Source organism: Pseudomonas sp. LPB4.O (assembly GCF_038383825.1).
Lineage (GTDB): Bacteria > Pseudomonadota > Gammaproteobacteria > Pseudomonadales > Pseudomonadaceae > Aquipseudomonas > Aquipseudomonas putida.
Genome location: NZ_CP151298.1, coordinates 5,144,382 through 5,163,175 on the forward strand (window position 1 = coordinate 5,144,382; position 18,794 = coordinate 5,163,175).

The 18,794-nt window shown below is 61.0% G+C and carries 20 protein-coding genes; 6 read left to right on the forward strand and 14 right to left on the reverse strand.

Annotated features, from left to right (window positions below; all coding sequences use genetic code 11):
• The first annotated feature begins 80 nt into the window (after positions 1-80).
• A complete protein-coding gene (locus tag MRBLPB4O_RS23245; protein WP_016488976.1) occupies positions 81-299 on the forward strand; it encodes a YgdI/YgdR family lipoprotein in 219 nt (72 codons plus the stop codon).
• Between the two features lie 48 nt (positions 300-347).
• Here the strand turns inward: MRBLPB4O_RS23245 and MRBLPB4O_RS23250 are convergent, their stop codons facing one another.
• From MRBLPB4O_RS23250 to rplM, 7 genes are all read right to left on the reverse strand, one after another.
• Positions 348-776: a ClpXP protease specificity-enhancing factor gene (locus MRBLPB4O_RS23250; protein WP_258653920.1), complete on the reverse strand. Its 429-nt coding sequence runs from the start codon at positions 774-776 to the stop codon at positions 348-350.
• 10 nt (positions 777-786) lie between these two features.
• A complete protein-coding gene (locus MRBLPB4O_RS23255) occupies positions 787-1,410 on the reverse strand; it encodes a glutathione S-transferase N-terminal domain-containing protein (RefSeq protein ID WP_341796718.1) in 624 nt (207 codons plus the stop codon).
• 117 nt (positions 1,411-1,527) lie between these two features.
• A complete protein-coding gene (locus tag MRBLPB4O_RS23260) occupies positions 1,528-2,307 on the reverse strand; it encodes a cytochrome c1 (RefSeq protein WP_341796719.1) in 780 nt (259 codons plus the stop codon).
• Positions 2,307-3,518: a cytochrome bc complex cytochrome b subunit gene (locus tag MRBLPB4O_RS23265; protein WP_003251825.1), complete on the reverse strand. Its 1,212-nt coding sequence runs from the start codon at positions 3,516-3,518 to the stop codon at positions 2,307-2,309. Before MRBLPB4O_RS23265 ends, MRBLPB4O_RS23260 begins: the two co-directional genes overlap by 1 nt.
• Positions 3,518-4,111, reverse strand: a complete 594-nt coding sequence (gene petA / locus MRBLPB4O_RS23270; protein WP_016498033.1) for a ubiquinol-cytochrome c reductase iron-sulfur subunit — start codon at positions 4,109-4,111, stop codon at positions 3,518-3,520. The genes MRBLPB4O_RS23265 and petA overlap by 1 nt, the downstream gene beginning before the upstream one ends.
• 262 nt (positions 4,112-4,373) lie before the next feature.
• The gene (gene rpsI / locus MRBLPB4O_RS23275; RefSeq protein ID WP_003260797.1) at positions 4,374-4,766 is read right to left on the reverse strand and encodes a 30S ribosomal protein S9; all 393 of its coding nucleotides are present in this window, start codon (positions 4,764-4,766) and stop codon (positions 4,374-4,376) included.
• A 14-nt stretch (positions 4,767-4,780) separates the two neighbouring features.
• Complete coding sequence (gene rplM, locus MRBLPB4O_RS23280) at positions 4,781-5,209, reverse strand: 50S ribosomal protein L13 (RefSeq protein ID WP_003251819.1); 429 nt, start codon at positions 5,207-5,209, stop codon at positions 4,781-4,783.
• A 258-nt stretch (positions 5,210-5,467) separates the two neighbouring features.
• On the opposite strand from rplM, the gene MRBLPB4O_RS23285 reads away from it, so the two are divergent.
• Both MRBLPB4O_RS23285 and MRBLPB4O_RS23290 read left to right on the forward strand, forming a co-directional pair.
• Entirely contained in the window at positions 5,468-6,508 is a 1,041-nt protein-coding gene (locus MRBLPB4O_RS23285; protein ID WP_341796720.1) for an NADP(H)-dependent aldo-keto reductase, read from the forward strand.
• Between the two features lie 189 nt (positions 6,509-6,697).
• Positions 6,698-7,618 carry a GlxA family transcriptional regulator gene (locus MRBLPB4O_RS23290; RefSeq protein ID WP_341798924.1) on the forward strand — a complete coding sequence of 307 codons (921 nt, stop codon included), beginning with the start codon at positions 6,698-6,700 and terminating at the stop codon, positions 7,616-7,618.
• A gap of 32 nt (positions 7,619-7,650) precedes the next feature.
• On the opposite strand, the gene zapE is transcribed toward MRBLPB4O_RS23290, so the two are convergent.
• From zapE to MRBLPB4O_RS23305, 3 genes are all read right to left on the reverse strand, one after another.
• Positions 7,651-8,745: a cell division protein ZapE gene (gene zapE, locus MRBLPB4O_RS23295; RefSeq protein ID WP_016498030.1), complete on the reverse strand. Its 1,095-nt coding sequence runs from the start codon at positions 8,743-8,745 to the stop codon at positions 7,651-7,653.
• Between the two features lie 84 nt (positions 8,746-8,829).
• Positions 8,830-10,179, reverse strand: a complete 1,350-nt coding sequence (locus tag MRBLPB4O_RS23300; RefSeq protein ID WP_341796721.1) for a tryptophan--tRNA ligase — start codon at positions 10,177-10,179, stop codon at positions 8,830-8,832.
• A gap of 25 nt (positions 10,180-10,204) precedes the next feature.
• Complete coding sequence (locus MRBLPB4O_RS23305; RefSeq protein ID WP_341796722.1) at positions 10,205-10,840, reverse strand: alpha/beta fold hydrolase; 636 nt, start codon at positions 10,838-10,840, stop codon at positions 10,205-10,207.
• 135 nt (positions 10,841-10,975) lie between these two features.
• Here MRBLPB4O_RS23305 and MRBLPB4O_RS23310 point away from each other — a divergent pair, with 135 nt between their 5' ends.
• On the forward strand, positions 10,976-11,413 hold the full coding sequence (locus MRBLPB4O_RS23310; RefSeq protein WP_016488987.1) for a DUF1043 family protein: 438 nt from the start codon (positions 10,976-10,978) through the stop codon (positions 11,411-11,413).
• A gap of 288 nt (positions 11,414-11,701) precedes the next feature.
• Here the strand turns inward: MRBLPB4O_RS23310 and MRBLPB4O_RS23315 are convergent, their stop codons facing one another.
• Positions 11,702-12,898, reverse strand: a complete 1,197-nt coding sequence (locus tag MRBLPB4O_RS23315; RefSeq protein ID WP_341796723.1) for a methionine gamma-lyase — start codon at positions 12,896-12,898, stop codon at positions 11,702-11,704.
• Positions 12,899-13,025: 127 nt separating this feature from the next.
• Here MRBLPB4O_RS23315 and MRBLPB4O_RS23320 point away from each other — a divergent pair, with 127 nt between their 5' ends.
• Complete coding sequence (locus MRBLPB4O_RS23320) at positions 13,026-13,505, forward strand: Lrp/AsnC family transcriptional regulator (protein WP_016498026.1); 480 nt, start codon at positions 13,026-13,028, stop codon at positions 13,503-13,505.
• A gap of 76 nt (positions 13,506-13,581) precedes the next feature.
• Here the strand turns inward: MRBLPB4O_RS23320 and cysN are convergent, their stop codons facing one another.
• The 3 genes from cysN to MRBLPB4O_RS23335 all read right to left on the reverse strand — a co-directional run bounded on the left by cysN (position 13,582) and on the right by MRBLPB4O_RS23335 (position 17,452).
• Positions 13,582-15,483: a sulfate adenylyltransferase subunit CysN gene (cysN, locus tag MRBLPB4O_RS23325; RefSeq protein ID WP_341796724.1), complete on the reverse strand. Its 1,902-nt coding sequence runs from the start codon at positions 15,481-15,483 to the stop codon at positions 13,582-13,584.
• A gap of 16 nt (positions 15,484-15,499) precedes the next feature.
• Positions 15,500-16,417, reverse strand: a complete 918-nt coding sequence (gene cysD / locus MRBLPB4O_RS23330) for a sulfate adenylyltransferase subunit CysD (protein WP_003251799.1) — start codon at positions 16,415-16,417, stop codon at positions 15,500-15,502.
• A 276-nt stretch (positions 16,418-16,693) separates the two neighbouring features.
• Positions 16,694-17,452 carry a Nif3-like dinuclear metal center hexameric protein gene (locus tag MRBLPB4O_RS23335; RefSeq protein WP_049274848.1) on the reverse strand — a complete coding sequence of 253 codons (759 nt, stop codon included), beginning with the start codon at positions 17,450-17,452 and terminating at the stop codon, positions 16,694-16,696.
• Between the two features lie 168 nt (positions 17,453-17,620).
• On the opposite strand from MRBLPB4O_RS23335, the gene algW reads away from it, so the two are divergent.
• Positions 17,621-18,781 carry a Do family serine endopeptidase AlgW gene (gene algW / locus MRBLPB4O_RS23340; protein WP_063422316.1) on the forward strand — a complete coding sequence of 387 codons (1,161 nt, stop codon included), beginning with the start codon at positions 17,621-17,623 and terminating at the stop codon, positions 18,779-18,781.
• The last annotated feature ends 13 nt before the right edge of the window (positions 18,782-18,794 follow it).

Here is an 18,794-nt window from a genome sequence, read left to right on the forward strand (position 1 = left end):
CCTCTTCGCGGGTTTACCCGCGAAAGGGCCAGTACAAGCAACAACAATGCCCCACCTTTCAGAAACCCAGGAAACACCGCATGAAAAAGCTTCTGCTGCCTGCCCTGCTGATCGGCACCTTCGCCACCCTGGCCGGCTGCTCCACCCCAAGCCTGATCACCCTCAACGATGGCCGTGAAATCCAGGCTGTCGACGCACCGAAGTACGACCGCGACGCAGGCTTCTACGAGTTCCAGCAACTCGATGGCAAGCGCACCCGCATCAACAAGGACCAGGTACGCACTATCAGCGACCTGTAACCCGAAGTCGGCAAAGAAAAAGGCGATCCGGTTGGATCGCCTTTTTTGTTACTTGACCACTTTCAGGCTTGGCCGACCACTTGGGCGCGGCGGTTGGCCCCCACCTTCTGGCGGGCCATCGTCGTCCGGCTGTACATCATCGTCTTCCAGCTCGTCGCCATCCATCGATGACTCCAGCTCGAAGACCATGCCCTGGCCATTTTCGCGGGCATAAATACCCAGGATGGCGCCAACCGGCACAAACAGCGAATGGGCCACGCCACTGAAGCGGCCCTCGAAGCTGACCGCGTCGTTATCCATGTGCAGACTGCGCACGGCACTTGGCGAAATATTCAGGACGATCTGGCCATCACTGGCGAAACCATCCGGCACCTGCACTTTCGGGTATTCGGCATTGACCAGCATATGGGGCGTGCAATCGTTGTCGACGATCCACTCATACAGTGCTCGAACCAGATAGGGGCGACTGGAGTTCATCAACAGCTCCTTAAAGCTTGCGCATTTCACGTTCTACGGAGGACAGGCTCGCCAGGAAAGGCTCGCGGGCAAACTGCCGCTCCATGTAATCCAGCAGCGGCTTGGCTTGCCGCGGCAATTCGATACCCAACACTGGCAAGCGCCAGAGTATGGGCAATAGACAACAATCGACCAGGCTTTGATCCTCACTCATGAAACAGGCGTACTCACCGAACAATGGCGAGACGCCGGTGAGGCTTTCGCGCAGGGCCTTGCGCGCCTCGACACGGGCTGCCTCGGTGCTGCGCGAGTCCAGCACGGTGTCGGCCAGGGCACACCAGTCGCGCTGGATGCGGTGCATCAGCAAACGGCTGTTACCCCGTGCAACCGGGTACACCGGCATCAGCGGCGGGTGCGGGTAACGCTCCTCGAGGTATTCCATCACCACGGTCGACTCATACAACGCCAGGTCACGGTCGACCAAGGTCGGCACACTGCCGTAAGGATTTGCCTCGGCCAGCTTGGCCGGCAGGCGACTGGGGTCGACATCGATGACCTGCACGCTGACACCCTTCTCGGCCAGCACAAGGCGTACCCGATGAGAATAGTGATCAGCGGGATCGGAATAGCAGGCTAACCTGTTGGTTGCGCCCATGTAGCGGCTCCTCGCACGGGATGCTTGTACAACTGTAAATGAAAACGCGCCTGGGGCCCCCTGGCAAAACTGCCAGGGCGCCCCAGGCGCGTTCAACAACCAGAAACTACTGCGTGATCAGTGCACGTCCTTCCAGTATTCACGCTTGAGCAAATAGGCGAATACGAAGAAGAAAGCCAGGTACAGCAACACGTAGGTACCAATGCGCTGGCTTTCCAGTTTGACCGGGTTGGCCGAATAGGCCAGGAAGGTCACCAGGTTCTTGACCTTCTCGTCGAACTGCTCGGTGGTCAGGGTACCGGATTTCGGCGTGATGGTCAGCTGGTCACAGGCTTCGTGGGTGATCGGGCTGCCGGTCAACGGGTCGAATTGCTTCTTGCCATCGATTACCGTCTGCACCTGCTTGCAGCCAATCACCTGGTTACCCTGCAAGCCAACCAGCACGTTAGGCATGCCCACGTTCGGGAACACCTTGTTGTTCACCCCGTAAGGCCGCGATGGGTCCTCGTAGAAGCTGCGCAGATAGGTGTACAGCCAGTCGGTACCCCGCACACGGGCGACCAGGGTCAGGTCGGGCGGCGCGGCACCGAACCAGGTCTTGGCGTCACTGGGCTTCATGCCGATCTGCATGTGGTCACCGATCTTGGCACCGGTGAACACCAGCTTTTCGAGCATCAGCTCGTGGGGGATACCCAGGTCATCGGCCACCCGCTCGTAACGCTGGAACTTGGCACTGTGGCAGCCCATGCAATAGTTGGCAAAGGTGCGCGCACCGTCCTGCATGGCGGCCTTGTCGGTCAGGTCGATATCGGCCTTGTCCAGCTCCAGGCCGTGTTCGGCAGCGAAGGAAAAGGCAGGCATCACTGCCAGCAAAAATACTGCAATAAACTTTTTCATCAGCCAGTCACCCTTTCCGGAACCGGTTTGGTCTTCTCAAGCCTTGTGTAGAACGGCATTAGCAGGAAGTAGGCGAAGTACAACACCGTGCACACCTGCGACAGCAAGGTACGCCCAGGTGTCGGCGCCAGTACGCCCAGCACGCCGAGGATGACGAAGGCCACGCAGAACACCAGCAGGAAGACCTTGCTGATCCAGCCCTTGTAACGCATGGAACGCACCGGGCTGCGGTCGAGCCAGGGCAGTACGAACAGCACGGCGATGGCCGCGCCCATGGCAATGACGCCCATCAGCTTGTCAGGCACCGCCCGCAAGATTGCGTAGAACGGTGTGAAGTACCACACCGGTGCGATGTGCTCAGGCGTCTTGAAGGCGTTGGCCTGCTCAAAGTTCGGTTTTTCCAGGAAGTAACCGCCCATTTCCGGGAAGAAGAACACCACGGCGCAGAACACGAAGAGGAACACCACCACGCCGACGATATCCTTGACGGTGTAGTACGGGTGGAACGGAATGCCGTCCAGCGGAATGCCGTTTTCGTCCTTTTTCTTCTTGATGTCGACACCATCGGGGTTGTTCGAACCCACTTCGTGCAGGGCAAGAATGTGCAGCACTACCAGGCCAAGAATCACGATTGGCAGGGCGACCACATGCAGGGCGAAGAAGCGGTTCAGGGTAATGCCCGAAATCAGGTAGTCACCACGGATCCACTGGGTGAGATCGTCACCGATCACCGGAATGGCACCGAACAGCGAGATGATCACCTGGGCACCCCAGTACGACATCTGGCCCCACGGCAGCAGGTAGCCCATGAAGGCTTCGGCCATCAGCGCCAAGTAGATCAGCATGCCGAAAAGCCAGACCAGCTCGCGCGGCTTCTGGTAGGAGCCATAGAGCAGGCCGCGGAACATGTGCAGGTAGACCACGATGAAGAACGCAGACGCACCGGTGGAGTGCAGGTAGCGCAGGATCCAGCCGTATTCCACGTCACGCATGATGTACTCGACCGAGGCGAACGCCTCTTCCGCCGAGGGCGTGAAGCTCATGGTCAGCCACACACCGGTGACGATCTGATTGACCAGCACCAGCAATGCCAGGGAGCCGAAGAAGTACAGGAAGTTGAAGTTCTTGGGCGCGTAATACTTGCTCAGGTGGTCTTCCCACATCTTGGTGGCGGGGAAGCGAGCATCAATCCAGTCCATGAACTTGCTCATCATGCGTTCTCCTGATCGACGCCGATGACAATGATGTCGTCCGTCTCGTAAGAGTGCGGCGGCACTGGCAGGTTGAGAGGTGCCGGCTGCGACTTGTAGACACGGCCAGCCAGGTCGTAGTGGGAACCGTGGCACGGGCAGAAATAGCCACCCACCCACTTCGGACCAAGGTCAGCAGGCGCAACTTCCGGGCGGAAGGTGGGCGAACAGCCCAGATGCGTGCACAGGCCGACGAGAATGAGGATTTCCGGCTTGATCGAGCGAACCTCAGGGTCGACGTAGGTCGGCTGCACCGAGGCCTTGGACTCGGGATCAGACAGGTCACCCGTGATTTTTTTCAGGTTGCCGAGGATTTCCTGCGTTCGCCGCACGATGAATACCGGCTGACCACGCCATTCGGCCACCATCTGCTGCCCGGCCTCGACCTTGGCGATATTGACCTTCACCGGTGCACCCGCGGCTTTCGCCTTGGCACTGGGAAACCATGACCCCACGAACGGTACCGCAGCCCCCACTGCCCCCGCCGCCCCGACCACGGATGTCGCGGCTACGAGGAAGCGGCGCCGGCCTGCGTTGACGCCGTCATTGCTCATTCAGTCCTCTCCCATCAGCTTGCTTGGCCTGTTGAATCAGGCTCGTACTTAGGTTGTGTCAATGGCACTAAAATTTGGCCGTCATGGTAAGAAACAAATCCACACACTGACAAGGTGATTACCCCGACATGGGCGACAACCCGCGCTTTGCTTGATCTGCGTCTATGCGACAAGCGGCCACTGACATGCTGACAGGTTAGTTCAAGCCAAAAAAAAAGCCCGGTTCCAAGGAACCGGGCTTTTTTCGACTGCCGAAGCGGTATTAACGCTTGGAGTACTGAGGACGCTTACGCGCTTTACGCAGACCCACTTTCTTACGCTCGACTTCACGAGCGTCGCGGGTGACGTAGCCAGCACGACGCAGAGCGCCACGCAGGGTTTCGTCGTATTCCATCAGAGCGCGGGTGATACCGTGACGGATCGCACCGGCTTGACCGCTGACACCACCACCGGAAACGGTGACGTAGATGTCGAACTTCTCAACGGTTTCGGTCAGCTCGAGTGGCTGGCGAACAACCATGCGAGCGGTTTCGCGACCGAAGAACACGTCCAGAGAACGGTTGTTGATGGAGATGTTACCAGTACCCGGACGCAGGAATACGCGAGCGGTTGCGGTCTTGCGACGGCCAGTGCCGTAATTTTGAGTCGCCGACATAATGAACTATCCCGTTAGATCTTCAGTTCTTGAGGCTGCTGAGCAGTGTGTGGGTGAGCAGCACCCGCGTACACTTTCAGCTTGCGGTACATGTCGCGACCCAGCGGGTTCTTAGGCAGCATGCCTTTGACCGCGGTTTCGATAACACGCTCAGGGGCCTTGGCGATCAACTTCTCGAAGTTGATTTCCTTGATACCGCCCGGGAAGCCGGAGTGGGAGTAGTACATTTTGTCGGAAGACTTGGCACCAGTCACACGAACCTGCTCGGCGTTGATAACGACGATGTAGTCACCGGTGTCAACGTGAGGGGTGTATTCTGGTTTGTGTTTGCCACGCAGACGGGTAGCGATTTCAGTAGCCAGACGACCCAGGGTCTGGCCAGCGGCGTCGACTACGAACCACTCGCGCTTTACTGTTTCCGGTTTAGCAGTAAAAGTTTTCATTCTCTAAAGCCTCAGAGGCCGCCCAGCGAAAAATAGACGGCGAATCTTACTGGATAGTGCACACGTTGCCAAGAGCAAGCGCGCAGCCGAACACAGACGCTTTTGGGGGCTCGGGTCGGGCACGCCAATGTTCGACGGGGTTCTTCCTGCGTGATGGTGCATCACTTCCGCCACGCGGAGAGGGGCTGAATTATCCAGATTGCGAGAAAAATTTCAACCTGCTTTGATAGGTATCTATTGCCAAGGAGTGTCTAACCGATGGAATACCGCCAGCTCGGCCGTACCGACCTCAATGTCAGCGCCCTGTGCCTGGGCACCATGACCTGGGGCGAACAGAACGTTCAGGCCGAAGCCTTCGAACAGATTGCCCGGGCCAAGGCCGCCGGGATCAACTTCATCGACACCGCCGAGATGTACCCGGTGCCGCCCCGCCCGGAAACCTACGCAGCCACCGAGCGCATCATCGGCAACTGGTTCCGTGACAACGGTGATCGCGACGACTGGGTGCTGGCCAGCAAGGTTGCAGGCCCTGGCAACGGCATCAGCCACATCCGCGACGGCCAGCTCAAGCACAACCGCCAGCACATCGTCGCGGCCCTGGAGGAGAGCCTGAAGCGCCTGCAGACCGACCGTATCGACCTGTACCAGCTGCACTGGCCGGAACGCAGCACCAACTTCTTCGGCAAGCTGGGCTACCAGCACCTGCCCCAGGACCACTTCACTCCGCTGGAAGAAACCCTCGAAGTACTCGACGAGCAGGTGCGGGCGGGCAAGATCCGCCACATCGGCCTGTCCAACGAAACGCCGTGGGGCACCATGAAGTTCCTGCAACTGGCCGAAAGCCGAGGCTGGCCGCGGGCGGTGTCGATCCAGAACCCGTACAACCTGCTAAACCGCAGCTTCGAGGTGGGCCTGGCGGAAGTGGCCATCCGCGAGCAGTGCGGCCTGCTGGCCTATTCGCCGCTGGCGTTCGGCATGCTCTCGGGCAAGTACGAGAACGGCGCACGGCCGGGCAACGCGCGCCTGACCCTGTTCAGCCGCTTTGCCCGCTATTCAAACCCGCAGACCGTGGCAGCCTGCAGCCGGTACGTGCAACTGGCCCGCGAGCACGGCCTGGACCCGGCGCAGATGGCCCTGGCGTTCGTCACCCGGCAGCCGTTCGTGACCAGCAACATCATTGGCGCGACCAGCCTGCAGCAGCTGGACAGCAACCTGGCGAGCCTTGACCTGAGCCTGAGCGATGAGTTGCTGGCAGCAATCGAGGCGATTCACCAGGAGCAGCCGAACCCGGCGCCTTGAGCTGAAAGGGGCCGCTTCGCGGCCCCGCTGTTACACGGGGTAGACACAATCGCCAAAAAATAAGACGATCCAGCCGGTGATTGACCACTCTACCCTATAAGAACAATGACAATGATGTTTACCCAACCCTCCGCGTCGCTGCGGCGCGTCAGCATCCTGGCCATTGACAAGGTGTTTGCTTCGACCTTGATGCAGGCCAAGGATTTCTTCCATCTCGCCAGCCTGCGTTACAGCAAGCAGCTGGGCCTGGGCTTGCAGCCCATGTTCGAGATCCACCTGGTGAGCCCCGACGGCCAGCCCGTGGACAGCTTCAGTAATGTTCAGCTACCGGTCGACGGCGGCCTGGACGACGCCGATGTGATCATCCTCCCGGCCTACTGGGACGATTTCGACAACCTCCTGCAACGTTATCCACAGGTGCTGCCATGGCTGCGTGAACAGCATGCCCGCGGTGCGGTGCTGTGCGCCGAGGCCAGTGGTGTGTTCTGGCTGGCCGAATCCGGCCTGCTCGATGGCAAGGAGGCGACGACCTACTGGCGCTTCTTCACCAGCTTTGCCGAACGCTTTCCGAAGATCCGGCTGAACCAGGACAAGCACCTGACCGACGCCGACAATATCTATTGCGCCGGCGGCGCCACTTCGGCCTGCGACCTGTACATCTACCTGATCGAGCGCTTCTGCGGCGCAAATGTGGCCCGCGCCGCGGCCCGCGACATCCTCTACGAAGTGCAGCGCAACTACACCCCGGGGCGCATGGGCTTTGGCGGGCAGAAGCTGCATCAGGACCTGATCATTCTGCAGATCCAGCATTGGCTGGAGGAACACTTCGCCGACAAGTTCCGCTTCGAGGATGTGGCCCGCAACCACGGCATGAGCATCCGCAACTTCATGCGCCGCTTCCAGGGCGCGACAGGTGACAAGCCGCTGCACTACCTGCAACGGCTGCGGATCGAGACCGCCAAGGGGTTGCTGTCGAGCACGCGCAAGAGCATCAAGACCATCAGCTACGAAGTTGGCTATGACGATGCCAGTTTCTTTGCGCGGCTTTTCCGTCAGCACACCGAGCTGTCGCCGAACCAGTATCGGCAGCAGTTCATGCAAGAGGCTTGAGGGCCATGGGGCTGCTTTGCAGCCCCATGTTCTTATGGCTTGTGCGCGCGCGACAGGAATTCGTGCGACTGCATCTCCAGCAACCGGCTCAGGGTGCGCTGGAACTCGAAGCTCAGGCGCCCGCCGGTGTACAGGTCTTTGAGCTCCACCTCGGCCGAGATGATCAGCTTGACGTTGCGGTCGTAGAACTCGTCCACCATGTTGATGAAACGACGGGCGATGTCGTCGGTGGCGACACCCATCTGCTCCACATTGCTCAACAGCACGGCATGGAAGATCTTGCCCAGTTCGATGTAGTCGTTCTGGCTGCGCGGCCCATCGCACAGGGCGCGGAAGTCGAACCAGGCGACATCGTCACAGGTGCGCAGGGCATTGATCGGACGGTTCTCGATCATCAGCACATCGTTCTCGACCGCCTGGGTGCACTCAGGCGTCAGCGCCTTGAAGCTGGCGCGCATGCTCTGGTGCGCCGCATCGTTGAGCGGGTAGTGGAACAGTTCGGCCTGCTCCAGGTGACGCAGGCGGTAGTCGACCCCACTGTCAACGTTCACCACGTCGGTGAACTGCTTGATCATGGCAATGGCAGGCAGGAAGCGTGCGCGTTGCAGGCCGTCCTTGTACAGGCCGTCCGGCACGATGTTGGAGGTGGCTACAAGCGACACGCCGTTCTTGAACAGCTCTTCCATCAGGGTGCCGAGGATCATGGCGTCGGTAATGTCCGACACGAAGAATTCGTCGAAGCAGATCACCCTGGCTTCGTCGCTGAAGCGCTTGGCGATGATGGTCAGCGGGTTCTTCTCGCCCTTGAGGGTTTTCATTTCCTCGTGCACACGCTTCATGAAGCGGTGGAAGTGCGTACGCATCTTCTGCTTGAACGGCAGCGCTTCGTAGAAGGTATCGACCAGGTAGGTCTTGCCTCGCCCTACCCCACCCCAGAAGTACAGGCCCTTGACCGGGGTCTGCTCCTTCTTGCCGAACAGCTTGCCAAACACGCCCGGCTTGTTGTTCTGCGCCTGTACCAGGTCGTCGTACAGGCGCTGCAGGTGACGCACCGCAGTTTCCTGCGCCGCGTCATGGAAGAAGTCGGGACGTTTCAGATCTGCTTGATAGCGTTCTAAGGGAGTCATGATTCGTTAGCGAGGCAACAAAAAACGGGCCGTCACTGTAGCGACAGGCCCGCTTAATGGCAATCAGACTTGCGTCAATATGCCTCAGTCCTGCTGTGGTGCCAGGGCATCACGCAGGCTTTGAATGGCCGCATCACGGGCTTGGGCGCTGTCGAACTGCGGCCCGTCGGCAACCTGCTCGCCATTGAGCCACAGGCCGAAGCTCAAGCCTTCGACCCGTACATCAGCCTCGCCACCCTGCTGAAGCTGCTTGCTCACGGCGCCGGCGCTCTTGCCGTCGGCGAAGCTGCGCGACAGCAGCAGTTGCTCGCCGTCAGCGGCCAGCAGGCGGAAGCGGAAGCTGCCGTCTTCGTCGCGGAAGCTGACGAAGCGTGCGCTCTTGGCGGCCTTCTTCTTCACCTCGGTGCCGGCTTGCACACCGCTACGGAACGAACGCAGGCCAACGGCTTCGCGCAGTTGCTCGAGGAACGGCGTGGCAATCTTGCGTGCCTTGGCGGCGCCGGCCAGCAGGATGTCTTCCAGGTCCGCCGGGCGGGCGATCAACTGGTGGTAGTACTCGCGTTTTTCGGCCAATTGGCCATCCAGCAGCTGGAACAGGCGCTGCTTGGCATCGCCCCAGCCCAGGCCCTGCAGCAGCTCTTCGCGGAATTCGGCGCATTGCTGCGGCGTCGAGAAGGCCTGGTACAGGGTGAACAGGTGCGAATTGTCCGGGTCTTTCGCTTCGCCTGGCGCGCGCGAGTCAGTGACGATGCGCGAGATGGCGTCCTTCATGTCCTTGGCGCTGGTAAACAACGGGATGGTGTTGTCATAGCTCTTGGACATCTTGCGCCCGTCCAGGCCTGGCAACGTGGCCACGCTTTCCTCGATCACCGCCTCCGGCAGGGCGAAGAAGTCCCGGCCCTGGCCGAACAGGTGGTTGAAGCGCTGGCCGATGTCGCGGGCCATTTCCACGTGCTGGATCTGGTCACGGCCGACCGGCACCTTGTGGGCGTTGAACATCAGGATGTCGGCGGCCATCAGTACCGGGTAGCTGAACAGGCCCATGGTCACGCCGGCGTCCGGGTCTTCGCCGTTCTCGACGTTCTTGTCCACCGAGGCCTTGTAGGCATGCGCGCGGTTCAGCAGGCCCTTGGCGGCAACGCAGGTCAGCAGCCAGGTCAGCTCGGGGATTTCCGGGATGTCGGACTGGCGGTAGAAGGTCACCTTGTCCGGGTCCAGGCCACCAGCCAGCCAGGTGGCGGCTATCTCCAGGCGCGAACGCTGGATACGCAGCGGGTCGTCGCACTTGATCAAGGCGTGGTAGTCGGCCAGGAAGTAGAACGAGTCGGCACCGGGCTGCTGGCTGGCACGGATCGCAGGGCGAATGGCGCCGGCGTAGTTGCCCAGGTGCGGAGTGCCGGTGGTGGTGATACCGGTAAGAATGCGCGTGGTCATGGGTGTTCGCTTATTCAGGCTTGGCTCAGTTCGAAAGGCGCGGCAGCAGCAGATCCTTCAGATCGGTCAGCTTGCCATGGAAGAAGTGTCCGCATTCTGCCACTTTCAGCAGCTCATGGGGGCGCGACAGGCTATCGGACCATTCGTAAACCAACTGCGGCGCGACCACTTCGTCGGCATCTGGCTGCACCACGGTGATCGGGCAGTGCTGTGGCAGCGGGAATTCGGCCGTCAGGCGCATGACTGCCGGGGCAATCATGAACAATTGTTGCAGCGTTACCCCGGCGGCTTCCAGGCGGCCGGCCAGGCTGGTGGCAACGAAACCGCCGAACGAGAAGCCCATCAGCACCAGTGGCAGGTCGGGGTGCCTGGCACGCAGCCAGGCGGCGGCGGCCTCGGCATCGGCCACTTCGCCGCCCCCCATGTCATGGCTACCGGCGCTCTGGCCGACGCCACGGTAGTTGAAACGCAGGGTCACATAGCCGGCATCGCGGGCGGTGCGTTGCAGGGTCGAGACCACCTTGTTGAGCATGGTGCCGCCCTGGACCGGGTTGGGGTGGCAGATCAGCACCGCGCCACGGGCATCGGCCACGTCCAGGTACAAGGCTTCCAGCTGGCCGCTGGGGCCATCGATGAACAAGGGGGTTTCGCGGACAAGCAAGGCACTACTCCGTGACCTCGGGAAGGGTCGATTCGTCTAGGTGAGGAATTCTGTTCTGATTTGCGATCGCTCGCGGTATACAGCGCAGGTCTGAGCCGTTAACGTAAAGCAAAGCCGTTTATAGAGGAAGGACTCGTGGAACTCTCGCTCCTTGTTTGGTTGTTGCCAACCCTGGCCCTGGTCATCGGTGTGGCGGTCGGTTTCATTGTTGCCCGCCTGCTGCCCAACGCGGCGCCGAGCAACACCCAGCGCCAACTGGATGACATCCAGAAGCGCTTCGACAGCTACCAGAACGAAGTGGTCACCCACTTCAACAGCACCGCCATGCTGGTCAAGAAACTGACCCAGAGCTACCAGGACGTACAGGATCACCTGGCCGAAGGCGCCAACAGCCTGGCCCTCGATGAAGTCACTCGCCAGCGCCTGCTGGCTGCACTGCATTCCGAAGCGCCGCAAGGCCCGCGTGACCGCCTGACCCCACCGAAAGACACCGCCGAAGTGCCGCGCGACTATGCGCCAAAAGCGCCAAATTCGCCGGGCATGCTCGATGAGAGCTACGGGCTCAAGCGTTGATCTGCTGAACATGAAAAAGGCCTCGCAAGAGGCCTTTTTTGTGCTTTGAATCGCCAAGAGAACCCCGCCAGTGCGGGGTTCCCAGTTCAGATCAAGGCTTGCGCCAGGACTGGCCACCTTCATCATCGTCACCGCCACTGCGGCAAATGAACAGGTCGATGTATTTCGGGAATACGCTCATTGTCAAACTCCTCTTGGATAAGCCGGCCAATTCACCAGCTCATCCAAAGTGCCATCGCCTGATCCCGTAAGGCATTGGGCAAGTATTCCCGATCCTGCAAGGCAAGGTCATGCACACGCCTTCAACGCCACCTCGATATCTGCCAGCAGGTCCTCCCCATCCTCCAGCCCCACTGACAACCTCACCAGCCCCTCTGATATCCCGTGATGCGCCCGCTCTTGTGGCGTGTAACTGGAGTGCGTCATGCTCGCCGGGTGCTGAGCCAGCGACTCCGCATCCCCCAGGCTCACTGCCCGGGCAAAAAGCTGCAGCGCATTCATGAAACGCCGCCCTGCCTCTATCCCCCCCTTGAGCTCAAAGGCAATCATCCCGCCCGGCAGACGCATCTGCCGCTGTGCCAGTTCGTACTGGGCAAACGACGGCAACCCTGGGTAGTGAATCAGCTCCACCTGCGGCTGCCGAGCCAGAAACTGCGCAACCTGCAACGCATTGGCGCAGTGGCGGTCCATGCGCAGAGCCAAGGTCTTGATACCGCGCATCAATAGCGAAGCGTCATGCGGCGACAGCACAGCCCCGGTCATGTCTTTGAGCCCTTCAAGGCGAATCCGGTCGACCAGCGCCTTGCGCCCCACCACCAGGCCTGCGGTGATGTCCCCATGGCCACTGAGGTACTTGGTCGCCGAATGCACCACCAGGTCCGCCCCCAGTTCCAGTGGCCGCTGCAGGTAGGGCGTGCAGTAGGTGTTGTCGACCACCACAAGCACATCACTCCCCCGCACCGCCTCGACGACCGCCGCTATATCCACCAGTTGCATGTTGGGGTTGGCCGGTGTTTCGAAGTAGATCATCCGCGTTTTGCTGTTGATCGCCGCTTTCAGGGCCTTGGCATCGTTAAGGTCGACATGGTGGATCTTGACCCCGAACTCGCCAATGCCATGGTGCAGGAACGCAAAGGTGCAGCCATACAAGGTGCGCCCCACGATCAGCTCATCACCAGGCCGCAGCAGGGTCCAGAGCGTCGAAGTAATGGCCCCCATCCCCGACGCCAGCGCCAATCCCCCCTCACCACCCTCCAGTGAAGCCATGCGTTGCTCGAGCAAGGCCAGGGTGGGGTTGGAGATGCGGCTATAGAAGTGCCCCGCCTCCTCCCCGGCGAAGCACGCAGCGCCGTATTCGACAGTCGGGAAGGCATAGGTAGCGGTCTGGTACACCGGCGGCACCAGGGCACCACCGTGGGAAAGCGGGTCGTAGCCATGGTGAATGGCCCGTGTGGAAAAACCGGTGTTGTTAGGGGAGCCGCGCATGGCAACAGCCTCTTGTGGTTTGTTATAAGCTTATGCCACCGAGCTGCCCGATTTTTTCCAAAATTGCCCACGCATCTGCGTGCTTGCTGGAACAAAAACAACAATTAACGGACCAGGAGGGCAAAACATGCCTTCAAGCCTCGACCGCACCGACCGCGCCCTGCTCGCCGCCTTGCAGGACAACGCCCGCCTCACCGTCGCCGAACTTGCCGACCAGGTGGCATTGACCACCTCGCCCTGCTGGCGCCGGGTCAAGCTGCTGGAAGACAACGGCTATATCACTGGCTACCAGGCCATCCTCTCGCCCAAGTCGCTGGGGTTTGGCGTGACCGCGTTCGTCAGCATCATGATGGACTCACACACCAAGGACATGGCGCTGGCGTTTGAGCAGCGGCTTATGGAAATCCCCGAAATCGTGGCCTGCCACAACATCTCCGGGCGCTATGACTTTTTGCTGGAGATCCTGGCCCGGGACCTGGAGTCGTTCGGGGAGTTCACCCGCGAAGTGCTGCAGCGGCTGCCGGGGGTGAAGGAGATCTATTCGAGTTTTTCCTACAAGGCGGTGAAGGAGCGGCGGGTGATTCCGGTGTCGGAAAAACATATCTGAACCGGATACGCAGCACCTGCGGGAGCGAGAAATAAAAAAACCCCGCCGAAGCGGGGTTTTTCCTGCTGGCCAGCGCTTAGATAGCGCCACGCTGGCGCAGTACGTCCAGCACCAGTTTCACACCTTCGTCCACGCTAGTGGCCTGGGTGTCGATCACAAGGTCTGCATCCAGCGGCACATCGAACGGGAAGCTTTCGCCCGGGATGTTTTCGCCACCGGCAGCGTACAGGCCTTGCGGGTCGCGCTCGCGGCAAGCCAGCGGCGAGGCCTGGACGTAAACGGTCACCAGGCGCTCTTTGCCGATCAGGGCCTTGGCCTGTTCGCGGCCTTCGGCATCCGGGGCCACGAACGCAGCCAGGGTCAGCAGGCCGGCTTCGTTGAACTGGCGCGCCACATGGGCGGCGCGGCGCCAGTTTTCGGTGCGACCGGCGCGGTCTTGCGGCAAACCCTTGTTCAGGTCGTGGCGCAGGTTCTGGCCGTCGAGCACGTATACCGCACGGCCCATGTCGAACAGCTTGCGCTCCACGGCATAGGCCAAGGTGCTCTTGCCAGCGCCGGACAGGCCGCTGAACAGCACGGTGGCTGGCTGCTGGCCGAAGCGCAGGGCGCGCTCTTCGGTAGACACGTGGGCCTGCTTGCCATGCTGGCCGGTGCTGCCGTGTGGCAGAACAGGCGGAGCGATGATCATGCCGGCGCCGACGGTGCCGTTGGTCAGGCGGTCGATCACGATGAACGCACCGGTGGTGCGGTTGCTGTCGTAGCCGTCCAGGGCGATCGAGGCGTCCAGCGCAACTTTCACGCGGCCGATCTCGTTCAGTTGCAGTGCGCTGGCAGCGCCCTGCTCCAGGGTGTTCACATCGACCTTGTGGGTGATGCTGGCAATCGAGCCCGGCACGTAGCTGGTGGCGCGCTTGATGTCGTACTTCTTGCCCGGGAGCATTGGCTCTTCGGCCATCCACACCAGCATGGCATCGAACTGGTCGGTCACCGGCGGTACGTTGTCGGCATGTACCAGCAGGTCGCCACGGGAGATGTCGATCTCGTCTTCCATGGTCAGGGTCACGGCCTGGCCTGGGCCGGCGTTTTCCAGTTCACCTTCGTAGGTGACGATGGACTTGACGCGGCTGCTCTTGCCCGACGGCAGCACGACGATTTCGTCGCCCTTGTGCACCACGCCGCTGGCAATGGTGCCGGCGAAGCCGCGGAAGTTCAGGTTCGGGCGGTTCACGTACTGCACCGGGAAGCGCAGGTCGGTGAAGTTGCGGTCGGCCGCAACCTCGACAGTTTCGAGGATTTCCATCAGCGTCGGGCCGGTGTACCACGGCGAACGCTCGCTATGGTTGACCACGTTGTCGCCCTTGAGCGCCGACATTGGAACGAAGTGCAGGCTGCTCGGGGTCAGGTTGATGGCTTCGGCAAACTTCAGGTAGTCGGCCTTGATCGACTCGAATACGCCTTCATCGAAGCCCTTCAGGTCCATCTTGTTGATTGCGACCACGATGTGCTTGATGCCCAGCAGCGAGGCAATGTAGCTGTGGCGACGGGTCTGGGTCTGCACGCCGTAGCGGGCATCGACCAGGATGATCGCCAGGTCGCAGGTGGACGCACCGGTGGCCATGTTGCGGGTGTACTGCTCGTGGCCCGGGGTGTCGGCGATGATGAACTTGCGCTTGGCGGTGGAGAAGTAGCGGTAGGCGACATCGATGGTGATGCCCTGCTCACGCTCGGCCTGCAGGCCGTCGACCAGCAATGCCAGGTCGATTTCTTCGCCGGTGGTGCCGACTTTCTTCGAATCACGGGTGATGGCTTCGAGGTGGTCCTCGTAGATCATCTTCGAATCGTGCAGCAGGCGCCCGATCAGGGTGCTCTTGCCGTCATCCACGTTGCCGCAGGTGAGGAAACGCAGCAGTTCTTTGCGCTCGTGCTGAGCCAGATAAGCGAGGATGTCTTCGCTGATCAAATCGGATTGGTGCGACATGGAGTAACCCTGAAAATTAGAAGTAGCCCTGACGTTTTTTGTCTTCCATGGAACCGGCGCCATCGTGGTCGATGACCCGGCCCTGGCGCTCGGAAGTGCGCGTCAGGAGCATTTCCTGAATGATGTCGGTCAGCGTTTCTGCTTCCGACTCGACAGCACCCGTCAACGGGTAGCAACCGAGGGTACGGAAACGCACCTTCTTCTTGACGATACGGGCCTTCTCTTCCTCGGAAAGGTGCTCGAGGATGCGCTCGTCGTCGATCATGATCAGGGTGCCGTTCTTCTCGATGACTTCACGCTCGGCGGCGAAGTACAGCGGCACGATCGGGATGCCTTCAAGGTAGATGTACTGCCAGATGTCCAGCTCGGTCCAGTTCGACAGCGGGAAGACGCGGATCGACTCGCCCTTGTTGACCTTGCCGTTGTAAACGTTCCACAGCTCGGGGCGCTGGTTTTTCGGGTCCCAGCGGTGCTTGCTGTCGCGGAACGAATACACACGCTCTTTGGCCCGCGACTTCTCTTCGTCGCGGCGCGCGCCACCGAAGGCGGCGTCGAAACCATGCTTGTCCAGTGCCTGCTTCAAGCCCTGGGTCTTCATGATGTCGGTGTGCTTGGAGCTGCCATGGGTGAACGGGTTGATGCCCTGCGCCACACCCTCAGGGTTGACGTGGGTGATCAGTTCCAGGCCCATTTCCTCGACCATCTTGTCGCGGAAGCTGTACATCTCCTGGAATTTCCACTGGGTGTCGACGTGCATCACCGGGAACGGCAGCTTGCCCGGGAAGAAGGCCTTGCGCGCCAGGTGCAGCATCACGGCGGAATCCTTGCCGATCGAGTACAGCATCACCGGGTTGTCGAACTCGGCGGCCACCTCGCGGATAATGTGGATGCTTTCCGCCTCCAGCTGTTTCAAGTGCGTCAGTTTGTCGACCATGGCTACTCACGAAAAACGATCTTATGGACGGCCTGCGGGCCGTGTTCGAGCGAGCCACTTTATCACAGCGGCTGCTTCTATTTAGGAGGCGGGCTAGATCGAAAAGGTCTAACGATATGACTGCGGGTTTGGGCTCTGCCTGCCCAGCACCGAGCCCTGCAGGAGCAGCCTTGTGCTGCGAAGAGGCCGGTACAGCAGATAGGGATCTATTGCTTGCGTCGACCCTTCGCAGCACAAGGCTGCTCCTACAACGAACCGCATGCAACTCCGAAAGCCTCAGATGGGATTGGGGCAATCGATGAACAGGTGCTCCACGGCAAACCGCCGCGCAAGGTAATCGCCCAGCGCCTGCACCCCGTAACGCTCGGTGGCATGGTGCCCGGCAGCAATGAAGCTGACGCCATTCTCGCGCGCGCTGTGGTAGGTCTGCTCCGACGCCTCGCCGGTCAGGTACAGGTCCACCCCGGCGGCAATCGCCGTGTCGATGTAACCCTGCCCGCCACCGGTGCACCAGCCGACCCTGCGGATCATCTGCTCGCCGTCCACCAGCAACGGCTCACGCCCCAGCACTTCCTGAACCCGCCGGGCAAAATCGCGCGCAGTCACAGGTTCAGCCAGTGAGCCGACCAACCCCACCACCTTGGGGTTCTCCGGGTCCAGCGGGCCTTCGACGGTGATGTCCAGTTGCCGCGCCAACTGCACGTTGTTGCCTACCTCCGGATGCACATCCAGCGGCAGGTGAAACGCCAGCAGGCTGATGTCGTTGTTCAGCAAGGTTTTCAGGCGACGCTGGCGGATACCGGTAATGCACGGGTTCTCACCCTTCCAGAAGTAACCATGGTGCACCAGCACCAGGTCGGCCTGGGCCTCGACCGCAGCATCCAGCAACGCCTGGCTGGCAGTAACGCCGCTGACGATACGACTGACCTGCGGCCGGCCCTCCACTTGCAGGCCATTGGGGCAATAATCCTGGATCTTCGCGCTGCCCAGGTAACGCTCGGCTTCCTCGACCAGGATGTTTAGAGCGACGGCCATGAAAATCTCCTCGAAAACTGCGCTTTTCTCGGGCGCAACGCCAATGGAACGCCCGTATAATGCCGGCCATTATGGGCCGTCGCCGGCACTGGGGGAACCGGTGTATGATCGCGCGCGCTCATGCCCCACTGCGCGGCCACTGGCCCTCGCTCTTTCCAGGATTCGTTCATGTTCAAGGCTTTGCGTTACTTTGGCTGGCCCCTGCTAACCGGCGTACTGATCGCCATGCTGATCATCCAGCGCTTCCCGGAGTGGGTAGGCCTGCCCAGCCAGGACGTCAACCTGCAACAGGCACCGCAGACCACGCGGATCATGCAGGGCCCGGTGTCGTATGCCGACGCCGTGACACTGGCCGCCCCCGCCGTGGTCAACCTGTACACCACCAAAGTGGTGAACAAAAGCGCCCATCCGCTGTTCGAAGACCCGCAGTTCCGCCGTTTCTTCGGCGACAACCTGCCCAAGCAACGCCGTTGGGAATCGAGCCTGGGCTCGGCGGTGATCATGAGCCCCGAGGGCTACCTGCTGACCAACAACCATGTCACCAGCGGCGCCGACCAGATCGTCGTGGCCCTGAAAGATGGCCGCGAAACCCTGGCCCGCGTGATCGGCAGCGACCCGGAAACCGACCTGGCGGTGCTGAAGATCGACCTGAAGAACCTGCCGGCGATCACCATCGGCCGTTCCGACACCATCCACATCGGCGACGTGTCGCTGGCCATCGGCAACCCGTTCGGGGTCGGCCAAACCGTGACCATGGGCATCATCAGTGCCACCGGCCGTAACCAGCTGGGCCTGAACAACTACGAAGACTTCATCCAGACCGACGCAGCGATCAACCCCGGCAACTCGGGCGGCGCACTGGTCGATGCCAGTGGCAACCTGGTCGGCATCAACACCGCGATCTTCTCCAAGTCCGGCGGTTCGCAGGGCATCGGCTTCGCCATCCCGGTGAAACTGGCACTGGAGGTGATGAAGTCGATCGTCGAGCACGGCCAGGTGATCCGTGGCTGGCTGGGCATCGAGGTGCAGCCGCTGAGCCAGGAGCTGGCCGAATCGTTCGGCATGAAGGACCGCCCGGGTATCGTGGTGGCCGGTATCTTCCGCGAAGGGCCGGCGGCCAAGGCCGGGTTGCAACTGGGTGACGTGATCCTGAGCATCAACGGCGAACCGGCCGGTGACGGGCGCAAGTCGATGAACCAGGTGGCGCGGATCAAGCCCACCGACAAGATCACCATCGAGGTGATGCGCAATGGGCAGCAGCTGAAGCTGATTGCCGAGGTGGGGCTGCGGCCGCCACCGGCGCCGGCTGCAACGCAAGAAGAAAAGTAACCCTCCCGTGTAG

Coding starts and splice junctions, on each gene's coding strand:
- MRBLPB4O_RS23245 (WP_016488976.1), top strand. CDS start 81: ATGAAAAAGCTTCTGCTGCCTGCCCTGCTGATCGGCACCTTCGCCACC.
- MRBLPB4O_RS23250 (WP_258653920.1), bottom strand. CDS start 776: ATGAACTCCAGTCGCCCCTATCTGGTTCGAGCACTGTATGAGTGGATC.
- MRBLPB4O_RS23255 (WP_341796718.1), bottom strand. CDS start 1,410: ATGGGCGCAACCAACAGGTTAGCCTGCTATTCCGATCCCGCTGATCAC.
- MRBLPB4O_RS23260 (WP_341796719.1), bottom strand. CDS start 2,307: ATGAAAAAGTTTATTGCAGTATTTTTGCTGGCAGTGATGCCTGCCTTT.
- MRBLPB4O_RS23265 (WP_003251825.1), bottom strand. CDS start 3,518: ATGAGCAAGTTCATGGACTGGATTGATGCTCGCTTCCCCGCCACCAAG.
- petA (WP_016498033.1), bottom strand. CDS start 4,111: ATGAGCAATGACGGCGTCAACGCAGGCCGGCGCCGCTTCCTCGTAGCC.
- rpsI (WP_003260797.1), bottom strand. CDS start 4,766: ATGTCGGCGACTCAAAATTACGGCACTGGCCGTCGCAAGACCGCAACC.
- rplM (WP_003251819.1), bottom strand. CDS start 5,209: ATGAAAACTTTTACTGCTAAACCGGAAACAGTAAAGCGCGAGTGGTTC.
- MRBLPB4O_RS23285 (WP_341796720.1), top strand. CDS start 5,468: ATGGAATACCGCCAGCTCGGCCGTACCGACCTCAATGTCAGCGCCCTG.
- MRBLPB4O_RS23290 (WP_341798924.1), top strand. CDS start 6,698: ATGCAGGCCAAGGATTTCTTCCATCTCGCCAGCCTGCGTTACAGCAAG.
- zapE (WP_016498030.1), bottom strand. CDS start 8,745: ATGACTCCCTTAGAACGCTATCAAGCAGATCTGAAACGTCCCGACTTC.
- MRBLPB4O_RS23300 (WP_341796721.1), bottom strand. CDS start 10,179: ATGACCACGCGCATTCTTACCGGTATCACCACCACCGGCACTCCGCAC.
- MRBLPB4O_RS23315 (WP_341796723.1), bottom strand. CDS start 12,898: ATGCGCGGCTCCCCTAACAACACCGGTTTTTCCACACGGGCCATTCAC.
- MRBLPB4O_RS23320 (WP_016498026.1), top strand. CDS start 13,026: ATGCCTTCAAGCCTCGACCGCACCGACCGCGCCCTGCTCGCCGCCTTG.
- cysN (WP_341796724.1), bottom strand. CDS start 15,483: ATGTCGCACCAATCCGATTTGATCAGCGAAGACATCCTCGCTTATCTG.
- cysD (WP_003251799.1), bottom strand. CDS start 16,417: ATGGTCGACAAACTGACGCACTTGAAACAGCTGGAGGCGGAAAGCATC.
- MRBLPB4O_RS23335 (WP_049274848.1), bottom strand. CDS start 17,452: ATGGCCGTCGCTCTAAACATCCTGGTCGAGGAAGCCGAGCGTTACCTG.
- algW (WP_063422316.1), top strand. CDS start 17,621: ATGTTCAAGGCTTTGCGTTACTTTGGCTGGCCCCTGCTAACCGGCGTA.